The 16,778-nt window shown below is 55.3% G+C and carries 14 protein-coding genes; 11 read left to right on the top strand and 3 right to left on the bottom strand.

The window, feature by feature from the left end; all coding sequences use genetic code 11:
* The first annotated feature begins 315 nt into the window (after nt 1-315).
* From mce to BUE18_RS04330, 11 genes are all read left to right on the top strand, one after another.
* Nucleotides 316-720, top strand: a complete 405-nt coding sequence (gene mce, locus BUE18_RS04385; RefSeq protein WP_073473267.1) for a methylmalonyl-CoA epimerase — start codon at nt 316-318, stop codon at nt 718-720.
* Nucleotides 721-816: 96 nt separating this feature from the next.
* Nucleotides 817-2,370 (top strand): acyl-CoA carboxylase subunit beta, encoded by a 1,554-nt coding sequence (locus BUE18_RS04380; protein WP_073473265.1) that lies wholly within the window; start codon nt 817-819, stop codon nt 2,368-2,370.
* 19 nt (nt 2,371-2,389) lie between these two features.
* Nucleotides 2,390-2,587 carry a hypothetical protein gene (locus BUE18_RS04375; RefSeq protein WP_028315569.1) on the top strand — a complete coding sequence of 66 codons (198 nt, stop codon included), beginning with the start codon at nt 2,390-2,392 and terminating at the stop codon, nt 2,585-2,587.
* A 53-nt stretch (nt 2,588-2,640) separates the two neighbouring features.
* Nucleotides 2,641-4,611, top strand: a complete 1,971-nt coding sequence (locus BUE18_RS04370) for a pyruvate carboxylase subunit B (protein ID WP_073473262.1) — start codon at nt 2,641-2,643, stop codon at nt 4,609-4,611.
* Between the two features lie 15 nt (nt 4,612-4,626).
* On the top strand, nt 4,627-5,787 hold the full coding sequence (gene sucC, locus BUE18_RS04365; protein ID WP_073473260.1) for an ADP-forming succinate--CoA ligase subunit beta: 1,161 nt from the start codon (nt 4,627-4,629) through the stop codon (nt 5,785-5,787).
* A gap of 26 nt (nt 5,788-5,813) precedes the next feature.
* Nucleotides 5,814-6,683: a succinate--CoA ligase subunit alpha gene (gene sucD, locus BUE18_RS04360; protein WP_073473258.1), complete on the top strand. Its 870-nt coding sequence runs from the start codon at nt 5,814-5,816 to the stop codon at nt 6,681-6,683.
* A 136-nt stretch (nt 6,684-6,819) separates the two neighbouring features.
* Nucleotides 6,820-8,745 (top strand): RecQ family ATP-dependent DNA helicase, encoded by a 1,926-nt coding sequence (locus BUE18_RS04355; protein ID WP_073473256.1) that lies wholly within the window; start codon nt 6,820-6,822, stop codon nt 8,743-8,745.
* 349 nt (nt 8,746-9,094) lie between these two features.
* Nucleotides 9,095-9,568, top strand: a complete 474-nt coding sequence (locus tag BUE18_RS04350) for a hypothetical protein (RefSeq protein WP_139264606.1) — start codon at nt 9,095-9,097, stop codon at nt 9,566-9,568.
* A gap of 479 nt (nt 9,569-10,047) precedes the next feature.
* Nucleotides 10,048-12,000, top strand: a complete 1,953-nt coding sequence (locus BUE18_RS04340; protein ID WP_073473248.1) for an acetoacetate--CoA ligase — start codon at nt 10,048-10,050, stop codon at nt 11,998-12,000.
* A gap of 11 nt (nt 12,001-12,011) precedes the next feature.
* Nucleotides 12,012-12,560 carry a Crp/Fnr family transcriptional regulator gene (locus BUE18_RS04335; RefSeq protein ID WP_073473245.1) on the top strand — a complete coding sequence of 183 codons (549 nt, stop codon included), beginning with the start codon at nt 12,012-12,014 and terminating at the stop codon, nt 12,558-12,560.
* A 9-nt stretch (nt 12,561-12,569) separates the two neighbouring features.
* Nucleotides 12,570-13,223, top strand: a complete 654-nt coding sequence (locus BUE18_RS04330; RefSeq protein WP_073473243.1) for a hypothetical protein — start codon at nt 12,570-12,572, stop codon at nt 13,221-13,223.
* Nucleotides 13,224-13,309: 86 nt separating this feature from the next.
* On the opposite strand, the gene BUE18_RS04325 is transcribed toward BUE18_RS04330, so the two are convergent.
* From BUE18_RS04325 to BUE18_RS04315, 3 genes are read right to left on the bottom strand one after another with little or no spacing between them, the layout of a single operon-like run.
* A complete protein-coding gene (locus BUE18_RS04325; RefSeq protein ID WP_073473240.1) occupies nt 13,310-14,329 on the bottom strand; it encodes a beta/alpha barrel domain-containing protein in 1,020 nt (339 codons plus the stop codon).
* A gap of 55 nt (nt 14,330-14,384) precedes the next feature.
* Complete coding sequence (locus tag BUE18_RS04320) at nt 14,385-15,986, bottom strand: acyl-CoA carboxylase subunit beta (protein WP_073473237.1); 1,602 nt, start codon at nt 15,984-15,986, stop codon at nt 14,385-14,387.
* Between the two features lie 9 nt (nt 15,987-15,995).
* Complete coding sequence (locus tag BUE18_RS04315; RefSeq protein WP_073473234.1) at nt 15,996-16,778, bottom strand: enoyl-CoA hydratase; 783 nt, start codon at nt 16,776-16,778, stop codon at nt 15,996-15,998.

The raw sequence follows: 16,778 nt of genomic DNA, 5'->3' as shown, positions 1-16,778 counted from the left end.
GTTTGGGTCTTACACCAACTAAGCACAAACAAACCACTCGAACAATCCTATCAAGCCAGGAGTTTCGCCGGTTTTCATGAATCCGGTCAATTGGCCGAAAAGTCCAAAGACGGCGCCAGCCTTTGAATTTTACCTTGACTCGGGTAAAAACACTTGCTTCACTCATCATGGATGTGCTTAGGATAAATTTTAGTGGATAGGAGGGGAAAGCAGGTTGACTGCCTCGTCAATAACTGGACAGACGTTCAATAACTCAAAACTTCATCGACTGGGTTAATTGATACACCTTTTCATTGTAAATAAAAGGAGCAAACCATGAAGCTGTTGAAGATCGATCATCTTGGGATTGCAGTGAATGACATGGACGCCGCCAGGCAGGTTTGGGAAAGCATTCTCGGCTTGTCTTTTGACGGCAAGGAGACTGTGGAGGCTCAAAAGGTCACCACGGGTTTTCTGCCTGTGGGCGAGTCGGAAGTGGAGCTTTTGGAATCCACCTCTCCAGACGGTCCTGTGGCCAAGTTCATTGAAAAACGTGGAGAAGGCTTTCAGCATGTAGCGTTCCGTGTGGAGAACATAGAAGAAGCATTGGCTGAGCTCAAGGAAAAGGGCGTGAAACTTATCGATGAAAAGCCGCGTAAGGGCGCTGGAGGCGCCATGATAGCCTTTTTGCATCCCAAATCCACCAACGGCGTTTTAGTGGAGTTGTGCCAGCGGGATTAGCCGCCATGTCAGGACGCCCCGTTAGTTAAGGGACAAGACCGGAAAATTTAACCGGCCTGTCAAAGCAAGGCCAGGATTTTGAAAGGAACGGACGCTATGGGTATTGTTGAGGAAAAAATCAAAGAACTGAAGGAGCGGGAAGCGAAAATCCTTCAGATGGGAGGCGAGAAAGCCGTCGCCAAGCATAAGGAGAAAGGCAAGCTGAGCGCCCGGGAGCGCATCGAGCGTCTTTTTGACCCGGGAACCTTCCAGGAAATCGACATGTTCGTCAAACATCGCTGCACCAATTTCGGCATGGAAACCAAAGAAATTCCCGCCGACGGCGTCGTAACGGGCCACGGCCTTGTGGAAGGCAGGCCGATTTTCGCATACGCCCAGGATTTTACGGCCCGTGCAGGCAGCCTGGGTGAAATGCACGCCAAGAAAATCTGCAAGGTCATGGATCTTGCTATGAAAGCCGGCGTTCCCATTGTAGGCATGAACGACTCCGGCGGCGCCCGCATCCAGGAAGGCGTGGACGCCCTTTCCGGGTACGGCGAGATCTTTTTCCGCAATTCCAACGCCAGCGGCGTCATTCCGCAGATTTCAGCCATCATGGGCCCCACGGCCGGCGGCGCCGTGTACTCCCCGGCCATGACCGACTGGATTTTCATGGTCAAGAAGACCAGTTATATGTTCATCACCGGCCCCAACGTCATCAAGGCGGTCACGGGCGAGGAAATCTCCTTCGAGGACCTGGGCGGCGCCATGGCGCACAACCAGAAGAGCGGCGTGGCCCATTTCGCCTGCGAAGACGACGCGGACGCCATTGATAACATCCGTGCGCTGCTTGGCTATCTTCCCTCCAACAACATGGAAGATCCTCCGGCCGTCGCTCCTACGGACGACCCCAGACGCGTCGCCCCGGAGTTGGATTCGATCATTCCCGACAGCCCCAAGGCCGCCTATGACGTAAAAAACGTCATTAAAGCCATTGTGGATAACGGCGAGTTCTTTGAGCCCCACAAGTATTACGCCCAGAACATGGTGATCTGCTTCGCCCGCCTGAACGGCCGGGTTATCGGGATTATCGCCAACCAGCCCAAGTTCATGGCTGGCTGCCTGGACATCAACGCGTCCGACAAAGCCACCCGTTTTATCCGCTTTTGCGACGCTTTTAATATTCCCATGCTCACCATCGCCGACGTTCCCGGCTACCTGCCCGGCAGCAACCAGGAGCACGGGGGCATCATCCGCCATGGCGCCAAGCTCTTGTGGTGCTACTCCGAAGCCACGGTTCCCAAGCTGCTTTTGGTCACCCGCAAGGACTACGGCGGATCTTACCTGGCCATGTGCTCCAAGCACCTGGGCGCGGACATGGCTTTTGCCTGGCCCTCCGCCGAAATCGCAGTCATGGGCGCGGAAGGCGCGGCCAACATCATCCACGCCCGTGAGATCAAGGGCGCGGAGGACCCGGCCGCCAAACGCGCCGAGAAAATCGCCGAGTACGAAGACCTTTTCTCCAATCCTTATGTGGCAGCTTCCCGCGGGTTCGTGGACGCGGTGATCGTTCCCAGCGAAACCAGGCCCCGCCTGATTCAGGCTTTGGAAGTCATGGTCACCAAGCGGGAAACCAAGCCTGCCAAGAAGCACGGCAACATTCCGGTCTAGGGCATAACAAGGAGCCGACATGGATAAGAAAAAAGTCGCCGCCGCCATAGGCGGAGTGATGCAGTACTTAAAAACCGAGGAAGAAGCTCTGGCTGCAGCAGCCCAGGCGCCCAAGCCCGAAAGGGTCAATTATTGGGGCATGGCCGGCAGGCAGGATTCCATGCAAATGCGGACCTTGATGCAGATGAGGGCATTTGCCGGCAGAACCAAAATGTAATTTTTACGCTTCAATATAAGGCATAAACACTTTTTTGGGCAGGAGACAAAACCATGAGCACGCACGGCAAAGTTAAGACCACTGATATTGAATACGGTCCCGACCGTAAAAAGGCAAGAAGCGCGGTCAAAATCGAGGACCTCACCCTGCGGGACGGCCACCAGTCCCTGTTTGCAACCCGCGGCCGCACCGAAGACATGATACCCGTTGCGGAAATGATGGACGAAGTGGGCTTCTGGGCCACGGAAACCTGGGGCGGCGCCACCTTTGACACCATGCACCGCTTTTTGAACGAAGATCCCTGGGAACGCATCCGCACCCTGAAAAAGTACATGAAAAAGACTCCCTTTTCCATGCTGCTCAGGGCCCAGAACCTGGTGGGCTACAGAAACTACGCCGACGACCTGGCGGAAGCCTTTGTGGAACGCGCTGCGGAAAACGGCATGGACATCTTCCGCACCTTTGACGCTTTGAACGACTACCGGAACTTCGAGACGGTCGTCCCCGTCATCAAAAAATGCGGCAAGCATTTCCAGGGCTGCATTTGCTACACCCTGACCGAACCCCGCCTGGGCGGAGAGGTCTACAACCTGGATTATTACGTCAACAAAGCCAAGGACCTGGAAGCCATGGGCGCGGACACCATCTGCGTCAAGGACATGGCCGGCCTGATTTCTCCTTACGACGCCTACGAAATCGTCAAGGCCCTGAAGGAAAACGTCAAGCCTCCCATCCACCTGCACAGCCATTTCACTTCCGGTATGGCCCAGATGTCCCACATGAAGGCCATCGAAGCCGGCGTGGACATCATTGACACGTGCATGAGTCCCTACGCGTTCCGCACCTCCCATCCCGCCATCGAGCCTCTGGTCATGGCGCTTCTGGGAACCAACCGGGACACGGGCTTTGACATCAAGCTCCTGGCCGCCATCAGCGAAAAGCTGGAAAAAGAAGTCATGCCCAAGTACAAGTATCTGCTGGACGACACCAAGATGTCCATCATCGACATCAACGTGCTTCTGCATCAGACACCCGGCGGCATGCTTTCCAACCTGGTCAACCAGCTCCGCGACATGGACGCTCTGGACCGCATCGACGAAGTGTACGCCGAGCTTCCCAGGGTCCGCAAAGACCTGGGCCAAGTCCCCCTGGTCACGCCGACCTCCCAGATCGTGGGCGTGCAGACCGTCATGAACGTGCTGCATGACACTCCGGAAGAACGCTACAAGATGATCACCGACCAGGTGAAGGGCCTGTGCTACGGCTTATACGGCAAGACCGCCGTGCCCATCAATCCCGAAGTGCAGAAAAAAGCCCTCAAGGGCTACGAACGCGGCGAAGAGCCCATCACCTGCCGTCCGGCCGAGGTTTTGGCCCCTGAAATGGAAGACGCCAAAAAGGAAATCGGCGACCTGGCCAAGGATATTGACGATCTGGTGCTGTACGCCATTTACCCTGTCACCGGCAAAAAGTTCCTGGAATGGAAATACGGCAAGGCGCCTGTGCCGGATGAAGTCAAGCCCCGCACCCTGGAGCAGGCGTTGGCCGAAGAGGACCTGGTCAAGAAAGCCCGCAAGGGTCTGGTGATTGAAAAGGTGGAAAAGGAAGCTCCGGAAAAAGGCCCCGGCGTCCGCACCTTCAACGTCTTTGTGGATGACGAGTACTTTGAGGTGGACGTGGAAGAAGTGGGCGGCGCGCCCGTGGTTACTTCCGTGGTTCCCGCCGCAGCTCCGGCCGCAGCCCCCAAACCGGCTGCAGCTCCCAGGAAAGCAGCCGCCAAGCCCGCTGCCGCCGCTGCCCCTGCAGTGGATGGAACGCCTATCACCGCCCCCATGCCCGGCATGGTCACGGCCATTGAAAAGAACGTAGGCGATGAGGTTAAGGAAGGCGAGGCAGTGCTGGTCCTTGAGGCCATGAAAATGCAGAACGCCCTTCCCGCCCCGGCTTCCGGCGTTGTCAAAGCCATCAATTTCGGCGTGGGCGACAATGTGAAAAAGGGCGAAGTTCTTTGCGTCATCGGGTAATAAGGAGATTTTTGCATGAAAATTCATGAGTACCAGGCAAAAGAACTGTTTGCTAATTACGGCGTGCCGGTTCCCAAGGGCAAACCTGTCTTTTCCGTGGATGAAGCGGTAGAGGCGGCCAAGGAACTGGGAGATTTTCCTGTTGTAGTCAAAGCGCAGATTCATGCAGGCGGCCGCGGAAAAGGCGGCGGCGTCAAGTTAGCTCAAAATATTGAAGAAGTTAAAACCATAGCCGGCGAAATTCTCGGCATGCAACTGGTCACCCATCAGACCGGACCGGAGGGCCAAAAGGTCCAAAAGCTGCTGGTGGAGCAGGGCCTGGACATTGCCAAGGAACTGTATTTTTCCATTATCGTGGATCGGGCCACCGCCAAGATCGTCATCATGTGCAGCGAAGCAGGCGGCATGGACATCGAGGAAGTGGCGGCTTCCACGCCGGAAAAAATCATAAAGGTTCCCGTGGATCCGCTGTTGGGAGTCCAGGGATACCACTGCAGGCAGGCCGCCTATCGTTTGAACCTGCCTCCTGCGGCGATCAAGCCCTTTATCAAAATGGTTCAGGGCCTGTACAAAATGTTCATGGACAAGGATTGCTCGCTTTTGGAAATCAATCCCCTGGTCCTGACAGGCGACGACGGCATCATCGCCCTGGACGCCAAGATCAATTTTGACGACAACGCCTTGTATCGTCACAAAGACATTCAGGAATACCGCGACCTTGACGAGGAAGAGCCTTTGGAAGTGGAAGCCTCCAAGTTCAACCTCAACTACATCAAAATGGAAGGAAACGTGGGCAACATGGTCAACGGCGCAGGCCTGGCCATGGCCACCATGGACATCATCAAGCAAGCCGGGGCCGAGCCCGCCAACTTTTTGGACGTGGGCGGCGGCGCGAACGCCGAGCAGGTGGAAAACGGCTTCCGCATCATTTTGAGCGACAAGAATGTCAAGGGCATCCTGATTAATATATTCGGCGGAATTCTCCGTTGCGATGTTTTGGCCAGCGGCGTGGTGGAAGCGGCCAAAAAGGTTGGCCTGAACGTGCCGGTTGTGGTGCGCATGGAAGGCACCAATGTGGATGAGGGACGCAGAATCCTTGCGGAGAGCGGCCTGAATCTCACCGGCGCCAAGGACCTTAAGGACGCTGCGGCCAAGGTCGCCCAGATCGTTCAGTAAACATTGCCAAGGGAGGAGGATTCCCCATGAGTATATTTGTCAACAAGGACACCAAAGTTGTGGTGCAGGGCATTACGGGTAAGGAAGGCCAATTCCATACCCGCCAGTGCATTGAATACGGAACTAATATCGTGGCCGGCGTGACTCCCGGCAAGGGCGGCCAGAAAATGGACGACGTGCCGGTCTTCAACTCGGTCTACGAGGCTGTGGAGGGCGCAGGCGCCAATTGCTCCATGATTTTCGTGCCGCCTCCGTTTGCGGCTGACGCCATCCTGGAAGCCATTGACGCGGAAGTGGACCTGGTGGTCGCCATCACGGAAGGCATCCCGGTTTTGGACATGATGAAGGTGAAAAATCATCTGGCCAAGAGCAAAACCCGCCTGATCGGCCCCAACTGCCCCGGCGTCATCACTCCCGGCGAGTGCAAGCTGGGCATCATGCCGGGCAAAATCCACAAGCCCGGCGGACCTATCGGCGTGGTTTCCCGCTCCGGCACCCTGACCTATGAGGTGGTGCATCAGCTCACCCAGCAGGGCATGGGCCAGACCACGTGCATCGGCATCGGCGGCGACCCGGTCAACGGCACCAACTTCATAGACGTTCTGTCCGCTTTTGAAGCAGACCCGGAAACCAAGGGCATTGTCATGGTGGGCGAGATCGGCGGCAGCGCGGAAGAAGAAGCGGCCGAATTCATCAAAGCCAACCTGAAGATTCCGGTTGTGGGCTTCATCGCCGGCCTCACCGCGCCTCCCGGCCGCCGTATGGGGCACGCAGGCGCCATCATCAGCGGGTCTTCCGGAACCGCTCAGGCTAAAATCGAAGCCATGAAAGACGCCGGCATCCATGTTTGCGAAAACCTGGGAACGCTGGGCGAGCTGTGCAAAGAGGTTTTCTAAAAATTTCTATGGAAATTGCTTAACGGCTTAAATTTATGGTTAAAAGGAAACCCTTCCCTGTTTTTTGGGGAAGGGTTTTCTTTTTCCCCTGACTCGGGTATGGTAAGGAGACGACTCAGGCAAGGAGGCCGATGGCATGGAACAGGATAATCCCAACGCCCTATTAGCTCGGTTCGGCTTTGAAACTTTTTTGGAAGGCCAAAAAGAGGTCGTTGACCTTATTCTTGCAGGAAAGTCCGCGTGCGCATTGTTTCCGACCGGCGCAGGCAAATCCTTGTGCTACCAACTTCCCGCCCTGGCGCTGCCCGGCCTCACTTTGGTCATCTCCCCTCTCCTTTCCCTTATGAAGGATCAGTTGGACTTTTGCCTGGAAAAAGGCATTCCTGCAGCCAGGCTGGACTCGTCCCTTTCCCGGGAGGAATACAGCCGGGTGCTGGATGACGCCAAATCCGGCAAGCTGAAGATTCTCATGATCTCCGTGGAGCGTTTTCGGAACGAGAGATTCCGCATTCATCTTAAAAAATGGAAGCTGTCATTGTTGGTTGTGGACGAAGCCCACTGCATTTCCGAATGGGGGCATAATTTCCGGCCGGAGTATTTGAAAATCCCCGCCTACGCCAGTGAGTTCAACGCGCCCCAGGTCCTTTTGCTCACGGCCACCGCCGTCCCCGAAGTGCAAAAGGACATGGGGGAGAAATTCGGCATACCGCCTGAAAACTTTGTCAATACCGGATTTTATCGGGAGAATCTTTATTTACGGGTGGCGCCCATGCCTGATTCCCAAAAGGATCAGGCTTTAAAGGATATTATAGCCAACAAGCCCCAGGCCCCCACCATAGTGTACGTCACCAGGCAAAAAACCGCCGAGCAGGTTGCTATTTTTTTGGAAAAGCAAGGATTTGCAGCCAAAGCCTACCATGCAGGCATGCGCAATGAGGATCGCGAGGCCGTTCAAAATGAATTCATGGAAGGCAGGGTCCATGTGGTAGCGGCCACCATCGCCTTTGGCATGGGCATTGACAAAGCGGACATCCGCCGTGTGATCCATTACGACCTGCCAAAGTCGCTGGAAGGGTACAGCCAGGAAATCGGCCGGGCGGGCAGGGACGGCAAGCCTGCCTTGTGCCAGGCGTTGCCCAACCTGGACGGGGTGAACATCCTGGAAAACTATGTGTACGGCGACACCCCGGAAAAGGAAGGCGTTGCAGCGGTGGTGGATCAAATCCATAACAGCCAAAGCAATGAATGGGAGGTGCGGCTGTTTGCGTTATCCAGTAAAACGGATATCCGCGCTCTGCCCCTAAAAACCCTTCTGGTTTATCTGGAGATGATGGGGATTATTGAACCCATAAAAACCTACTTTGACGAAATCAGCTTCAAGCCCCTGGAGAACCCCAAAGACCTGCCGGACAAGTTTCAGGGCGAACGAAGGGAGTTTGTGGAAAGCATAGTCGCCAATTCCCAGGCCGCGAAAGTATGGTGGCGCCCCAACATGGATGCCATCATGGAGCAAACCCAGTCCCCCCGTGAGCGCATTCTGGTCGCGTTGGAATACTTTGAAAGCAAGGGATGGATGGAACTCAGGAGTTCCAGGGCGGTGGACGTCTATCGGATCATTAAGAGGGACTTTGACAAGGACGCTCTTTGCCAAGAGTTGCATAATCTGTTTGAAAAAAAGGAGAACGCCGAAGTCGCCAGGGTGCACGCTTTGGTAGATTTTTTTCAGGAGCGGCAGTGCCTTCCCCAAAGCCTTTCCGGGCATTTTGGAGATCAAGGCGCCCCCCAGTGCGGCCATTGCACGGTTTGCGAAACAGGGCCCGCCAAGCTGAAGTCGTATAAAAAACTCGCCCCGCTCTCCGGGTTCAATTACAATGATCTTACGGCCGCCTTTTCCCAGGCCCTGCAGGGGAAAGCCACAGCCATTAAAACCGCCCGATTCTTATGCGGGCTGCCGTCTCCATTCTTAACCGCCGCAAAAGCCAAAGGACTTGCAGGATTTGGCGCTTTGGAGGATTATCCCTATGCGGACGTATTGGCGTGGGTCAGGGAGCATGGCGAGTAAACTGATTTCTTCGGAGCCGGGACATGGGCCTTACAGACGGATGAAAAGGCAAGTGCATTTAGTTGCAGGAAGCGCCTCAGGCATGGGCCCAGGCATGGAATTGAGCCTCATTCGGATAAATGGGGTTTCTCCGGGCTTTGTGCGCCTTAAGCCTAAACAAACAGAGGAATTGGCTAAGATATTTCCATAAAAAACATAGGGCGATCCTGAAGACATCGCCATAGCGTACATATACCTTATGACCCATCCGTACGCCACCGGGCGCGTTCTGGTTGCGGACGGAGGCGCCTTGCTGGCCCGAGAGGCTCCTCATTCAATTAACTCATTAATATATAAACAATTATACTTTATGGACGAAAACACTTTTTTAACAAAAACCGGCGAGTGTCAGGTAACGGAAAACGAAATCATCATCAGCCGGGAGACCGTCGCCGGCCGGCTTTCCACGGCTCTTTTCGGGCCTACCGTAGCCAAAGCCTTTGGGATGTACCTGGTTGTGGGCCTGGTTTTATTAATAAACGGGGTGTTTTTTATTTATGACGGCCAGGTTCATCTTGGGCTTGTGCTGCTGATTTCCGCGGTTTTATTGGTTGGAAGCATTATAAAAAACAGGCTGTTATCTGCGACGACAAGAATTGCGCTTTCTGAAATTTCAAAAATTGAGCCCCATCCACCCCTCACGGGGTTTCGCGGATTCTTTATCATTCATTTTACGCGCAATAATAAGAAATTACAACGAATAATTATTTTGCCCGGCGCCGCCAGGGACGGAAAAGCCGAGTATAAAAAAGCAAAAAAGATTATAGACGGGATTTACCTGTAAATATAGGCTAAAAGCCTAAAAATCCTTGCTCCTTGCCGAAAAAATGCTATGTTAAGGCATGCCTTGGATAGCCCTTCAAGATAAGGAGTGGTCCTATGTTTGATCTTTCCAAATGCGATGTATGCGGAGCGCGACTGGAAGAGCGACAGCATCTTGATTTCAATGGAGAATCTGCCTCAAAATTATCCCAGGCCCTGATTAGTCGCCGGGGCGCCCCTTGGATCAGTCAGCGCATCGCCGGCTTCGCGCGCCATGGGTGTTGCGGGAAGGGCGCCCGGCCCTGTGAACCGAGGCCTTGCGCCTCTCGTCATCCCCCGGAAAACAAGCCTTTGCTGGAAAAAATTTTCTTACGCCCCCAGGCGCCTCCAGGCCTTGTCCCCCGAATGCAAGGAGGCTGGACTCACCCCCTACTTCAATACCGGCCTGCGCCTTATGGCGCCCGGCGATTTGATCAATTCTGATCTGAAAGGAATCCTGCCATGAGCAAATTATTGTGGACACCGTCAAGAGAGCGCATAGAACAAACCAACATGTTCCGGTTTATGGGCGAGATCAACCAACGGTTCGGCAAAAATTTTCAAACCTATCCCGAGCTGCACCAGTGGTCCGTGGACAACATCGCCGACTTCTGGGCGGTTTTATGGGATTTTGTAGGGGTTAAAGCCTCCACCCCCTATATCCAGGTGATCGACGACCCGACAAAGATGCCGGGCGCCAAATGGTTTGAGGGCGCCAAACTGAACTTTGCCGAAAATATGCTGAAATATCGGGACGACCGCCTGGCCATCGTGTTCCAGGGAGAAGGGGCCGAGCCCGTCAGAATAAGCTACGCTCAGCTATACGACCAGGTCGCCCGGCTGGCCAAGTCATTGCGGGACATGGGCGTAACAACCGGGGACCGGGTCGCCGGTTTCATGCCCAACATGCCCCAGACCGTCATGGCCATGCTGGCCGCCGCCAGCATTGGCGCCATCTGGTCTTCCTGCAGCCCGGATTTCGGAATCAAGGGCGTGCTGGACCGCTTCGGCCAGATCAAGCCAAAGGTGTTGTTTACGGCCAACGGATATCGGTTTAAAGGCAAAGACCTGGACAGCCTGGAGAAGATTTCCGGCGTAGTCAACCAGCTTCCTTCCTTGGAAAAATTGGTGGTCGTCCCTTACACGCAGGAAAGGGCGGATATCTCGGTCTTGCCCAACGCCATCCATTTCCAGGATTTCATTTCCCAGGAAGACGGCCTGGAAATCGAATTCGAACAACTGCCTTTCGATCACCCCTTGTACATCATGTACTCCTCCGGGACCACCGGCCTGCCCAAGTGCATGGTCCAGAGCGCCGGCGGCATTCTGGTCCATCATCTTAAAGAGCTTGTGCTCCATACGGACCTCAAGCGCGAGGATAACATATTTTACTTTACCACCTGCGGCTGGATGATGTGGAACTGGCTGACCTCCAGCCTGGGGGTGGGCGCCACTATCATTCAATATGACGGCCAGCCTTTTCATCCGGACGCCGAAGTCCTGTGGAAAATGGCCCAGGACGAGAAAGTCACCGTGTTCGGCACCAGCGCGGGCTACATCGCGGCCTTAATGGACCAGGGGGGCCAGCCCGGCAAGCATTACGACCTTTCTTCGGTGAGGGCGGTGCTTTCCACCGGCTCTCCCCTTTCCATAGAGGGCTTTGAGTGGGTTTACCGGGAAGTCAAAGAAGACATCCAACTGGCCTCCATCGCCGGCGGAACGGACCTGAACGGCTGCTTCGCCCTGGGCAACCCCATGGGACCGGTCTTTGCCGGGGAGCTGCAATGCCGCGGCCTGGCTATGGATGTGGCCGCTTTTGACGAAAATGGGCAGCCGGTCATCAATCAGCAGGCGGAGCTGGTTTGTCGCAAACCCTTTCCCTCCATGCCCATTTATTTCTGGGAAGATCCTGACGGGAAAAAATATCACAAGGCATATTTTGACAAATACCCCGGAGTCTGGCATCATGGAGACTTCATAACAGTTACGGAACGCGGCGGGGTGGTAATGTATGGTAGATCCGACGCCACCTTGAACCCGGGCGGCGTGCGCATTGGAACCGCTGAGATTTATCGGGTTGTGGAAAATTTTGAGGAAATTGCGGACTCAGTGGTTGTGGGCCAGAATTGGGACAATGACGTTCGCGTCATCCTGTTTGTAAAAATGGCCGAAGGCCAGGCCCTGACGGATGACGTTATTAACAAACTGAGGGCTGGCATCCGGCAAAACGCTTCGCCCAGGCACGTGCCTGCCAAGGTGATAGAGGTGCCGGACGTGCCTTACACCTTGAACATGAAAAAGGTGGAGCTGGCCGTCAAGAAAGTGATCGAGAATAAGCCTGTGGAAAACACGGACGCCCTGGCCAATCCCCAGGCGCTGGACTTCTACAAGGATATTCCGGAGCTTTCCAGGTAGGAAGGTTTTCCATGACGCAGGACGACCATAAATTCCCTGTTATGGTGTATCACAAGGGGCAGCGGATATTCTCCGAAGGGGATCCCGGCGACAGGGTTTTCCTGGTGAAAAGCGGCGTGGTTTGCGTGTTTCGCAAAGAGGAAGGCAATAGGGTCATTCTGGCCCATCTGAAGGCCGGCCAGATTCTCGGCGAAACCGCCATAATCACGGGGGAGCCCCGCAGCGCCTCAGCCGAGGCGGCGTCCGCCTGCCAATTGGTCGCCATGACATCCAATCAAATGAAAGACGCCCTGGATAAAAGCCTGCCTTTTATCCGGGCGTTATTGGATCAGATTTTATTCCGTTATCGTGAAATGGAAGCCAAGCATCAGGCCAAAAGCGCTGCCATGACTTCCAGTTTAAAAGAAGTTCGATCATTAATCAGGACATGGAAGGAGGACGACAGAAGATCAGCCAACGATGTAGCCGTCTTATTGGAAAGTATTGACGTTATTCTTCAGGCGGCCACCAAAAAGGAACGATATGTGGCCTTGGTCCCAAAGGGGTACATGCAGCTTTAGGAGAACATTATGAAAAAATTGCTGATTTTTTTGTTGGTGCTGGCTCTTGTCATTGCAACGCCCGTGGCCGTCAACATCCTGCAAAACGGGTTGGGAGGCCCCTCAGGCCGCTCCATGGGCGAAATCCTTGGCATTAGCGCTTCCAACGCAAGGGTCCAACACATCGAGGCTCTTTCAAAATCGGAAATCATGCAGCTTTTTTACGCCGCAAAAACCCCGTCTTTCCAAAACATGAAAGGAGAGTATCGGGCCCAATTACTGGATAAAGGCGTGCTTGCCAAGGCATCCAGCTTTTTTACGCACAACCTGATGGGCCCCGGGAAGTGGATCGGCAAGGCTTTTACGCCCGCCTCCAGAACCGAAGGTTGGGGCTACAATATTTTTTTAACAGGGTCGGGAAACGGAGAGGGCGTTGCCCGCCTGGTGAAAATGGACACCTACGTAGGCCCCTCCGTGTATGACGACCGGGACTCCTTTCACCTGGTTTATGAAAAATACAACCTGGGCATGCTAAGCTCCATGCGGGACGAAATAAGGGAAATCAATCCCAACCTGTATCTGGGCTACGGCTACATGAGCTGGAGCGGCGGCAAGCGGAATCCCGCTCCCTTCGTCTTGATAGGCCCCCCCACCAAATGGGAGGGCGTCGACGCCATCGATTAAACGAAAACGGATCGCCGTAAAAAAGCAAACGCCGGAGCAGCGCCTGAGTTGCTCCGGCGTTTTTTTTTTTGGAATAAACGGCAGGCTTAGACTCTGCCGGTCAAGGTCTTGGGAATTCTGCCGGTGTGCGCGCATTCGGAGCGCAGGCGGCGGCCGATGATTTTTTCCATCATGCGGCCGATATCCAGCACCCGGTCCACATCCAGTCCCGTATCAATGCCCATCTCGTCCATCATGACCACCATGTCCTCGGTGGAAATCAGGCCCACGATGGAGGCGTCCTCGTAATAGTACTTGCCTGTTCCGCCTACGGGAACCCTGTCGCAGAAGTTGGCGGGTTGTCCGCCCAAACCGCCGATGGTGGACTCGTAATGGGTGATTCCAGCCTGAAGGGCCGCCAGCACATTGGCGCAGCCCCAGCCGCGGGTGACGTGGAAGTGGGCCACATGCAGGCTGGGATCGGGAATCTGGTCCAGGATCAGGGAAAAATAGTCGTAGACCTTGTTGGGGGGCGCGGACCCGTCGTGGTCGGCGTGTTCGATGTCATCGGCGCCAATATCCAGCCAACGCTTGGTGAAGTCCACAGCCTTTTGCAGCTCCGTGGGGCCTTCGATGGGGCAGCCCCAAATGGTGCTTACCGTGCCGCAAACTTTCAGGCCTGCATCGTGGGCCTTGGGAATGTATTCCTCGCACATTTTCCAATAGGCGTCTAGGCTGAGGCCTGAGTTGGTCTTGTGATGGGATTCGCTGGTGGAGACCATAAACAAAATCCGGTCAGGGCCGTTGCCGTCCAGCTTGGCCTGGATGGCGCGCTCCGCCGCCTTTTCCCGAATGGTGATGGCGGTAAGCTCCACGTCATCGATCAAATGCTTGATCTTTTTGGAGTTGCGAAGCCTTCTGGTGAGTTCGTCGGCGTCCTTAAACTGAGGCATAAGTTTAGGAGGCCCGTAATTGGTGGTTTCAATCCGCTTGAAGCCGGCCAGGATCAATTGCTCGGCCACCCAGACTTTGGCGTCCGTGGGGATAAAAATTTCTTCGTGCTGGAACCCGTCCCGGACGGTGATGTCCCCAACCGTTACTTTTTTAGGGTATTTCAATTCGCTCATGGTTGTCTCCCTTTCCTAGTAGGATAAAACGCGTGGGCGTTTTTCTCAAAAATGGTTAAAAGCGCAAGTTTCCGAATGCAGGGTCGCCGATGGGCTTCAACAAGCTCACTTCAAAGGCCATGGCGAGCCAATCCCGCATTTCCGAGAAACGCAAAACCTTGTCCGACAAAAGCCTGGCGCCGCAATAAAACGGATGGGCTTCGCCGTCGTACTTGGCAATCATTTTATTTTGGAATTCGGCCTTCTCTTCTTCCGTCAGCGGGTTTCCCTGGGCCGCGCGCTTGCGCTCTTCAATGGACAAAAGCACAAAGGCCGCGGAACGGCCGCTCATGACCGAAGTGCGGGACCGCATGGTGTGGAACAGAAAGTGGGGCTTGTAGGCCCTGCCGCACATGCCGTAGTTGGCGGCCCCGTTATCCGGGCCGATGGCGATCTGTATCCGGGGCACCTGGGCGCAGCTCACGGCGCGGACCATGTCGGCGCCGTATTTGCCGATGCCCATATGCTCCGACTGGGAGCCCACCATGTATCCGGGCGAGGCCTGGATGAACAGCAGCGGAATTTTTTCCTGGCTGCAGCGCACAATCCATTCCGTGGCTTTGCGGGCGGCCTCCACAAAGATGATGCCCGCGTTGTTGGAAGCGATGACGCCCACGGGAATGCCCTTGAGCCTGATTTTTCCCGTGATGATGTTGTCTCCGCGCCCTTTGGCGTATTCTTTTTTATACTCCAGGAACTCGCTGTCGTCGGCGATGGCTTTGAGGATGGTGCGGGTTTTGATGCCCTGGTGCACATTGGCGGGCAGGTTGTCGTAAATGTCCGTCACCGGCTGTTTGGGCTCTTTGGGTTCAAAGCGGTGAATGGATATGGATTGGGGCGGCTCCATGGACAGGACTTCCCGCACCTTGGATACGGCTTCCTCCTGGTCCTTGCACAGATGGTCGGCGCCGCCGGACACCTGGGTGTGAATTTTTGCGCCGCCCAGGTCTTCGGCTGAAATATCCTCTCCCGTGGCGGCCTTGACCAAAGGAGGCCCGCCCAGGAAGGAGTAGGCCATTTTGTCGATCATGATGGACTGGCAGGCCATGAAGACTATGTAGGCGCCGCCGGCCGTGTTTCCGCCCGTGGACAGGGTGATCTGTTTGAGGCCCATGGCGCTCATGCGTGCCATGTTGAAAAACATGGACCCAAACTGCTGATCATCCGGAAAGATTTCGGCCTGCATTGGGAGAAAAGCCCCGCCGCTGTCGGCGACGTAGACGCAATTGAGGCCGCACCTTTCGGCGATGGCCTGGGCGCGCATGTGCTTTTTCAGGGTGATGGGAAAGTAGGTTCCGGCTTTAACCCGGGGGTCGTTGCCGAGAATCATGGTCCAATTGCCGTGGATTTTGCCTATGCCGTAGACCACGCCGCCGCCCGGTATATCAGGCACGCCGGGGTAGTCCATGCCGAATCCCGCAATGGTGGAAAGTTCAAAAAACTCCGTACCCGGATCTATGAGCTTGGCGATGAGGTTGCGCACAGGCTGCTTTCCCTGCTTGCTCAGGCGCTCCACCGCCTTTTCCCCGCCCGCGTTCACGGCAGCCTCGACCAGCTTGGCGAGCTCCTGCTCCTGGGCCTCCCAATGTTCCCTGTTTGTCAGTTTGGTTGCAGACATGTCGACTCCTTATTCGCCTTTGTACACAGGTTTGCGTTTTTCCCTGAAAGCGGCAAGACCTTCCAGCCGGTCCTTGGTGGGGATGGTGATCCAGTAGGCATTGCTTTCGATGGCCAGGCCTGTGGACAGGTCGGTCTCCATGCCTTGATTGATGGCGTATTTGGCCTGGGTGACGGCAATGGGGCCGTTCTTGCGGATGGCGGCGGCCATTTCCTTGGCGGCGTCCAGCAAGGAGTCGCCGGGGACGACCTTGTTCACCATGCCAAGGTCCAGGGCTTCCTGGGCGTCCACCCTTTTGCCGGTGAAAATAAGCTCCTTGGCCTTGCCTTTGCCGATGAGCCTGGGAAGGCGCTGGGTGCCGCCCGCCCCCGGTATGATGGCCAGGGTGGTTTCGGTCAGGCCCATGGCAGCCGTTTCGGCGGCCAATCTGATGTCGCAGCCCAGGGCCAGTTCCGTGCCGCCGCCCAGGGCGATGCCGTTCACCGCAGCAATCACGGGCTTGGGCAGATTTTCAATATCCGTAAAAAGATTGCGAATTGTATAGATGAACTCCTTGACCTGGACAGGCGTGAGCGTGGCCCTTTCCTTGAGGTCGGCCCCAGCGCAAAAAGCCCGGTCGCCTGCTCCGGTGATGATGATCACGCGGACTTCAGGGTCGAACCGGGCTTTATCGACCGCCGCCTTTAAGGCGTGCAGCATGGCGAAATTAAATGAGTTCATTACCTTGGGCCGGTTTAACGTGAGCGTTAGAACCTGATCCTCGGTCTGGGACAATACCAGCTCTTCTTCCAT

Origin of the sequence: Desulfatibacillum alkenivorans DSM 16219 (assembly GCF_900142135.1) — a bacterium.
Classification (GTDB): domain Bacteria; phylum Desulfobacterota; class Desulfobacteria; order Desulfobacterales; family Desulfatibacillaceae; genus Desulfatibacillum; species Desulfatibacillum alkenivorans.
This window is presented reverse-complemented; position numbering and strand designations above follow the sequence as displayed.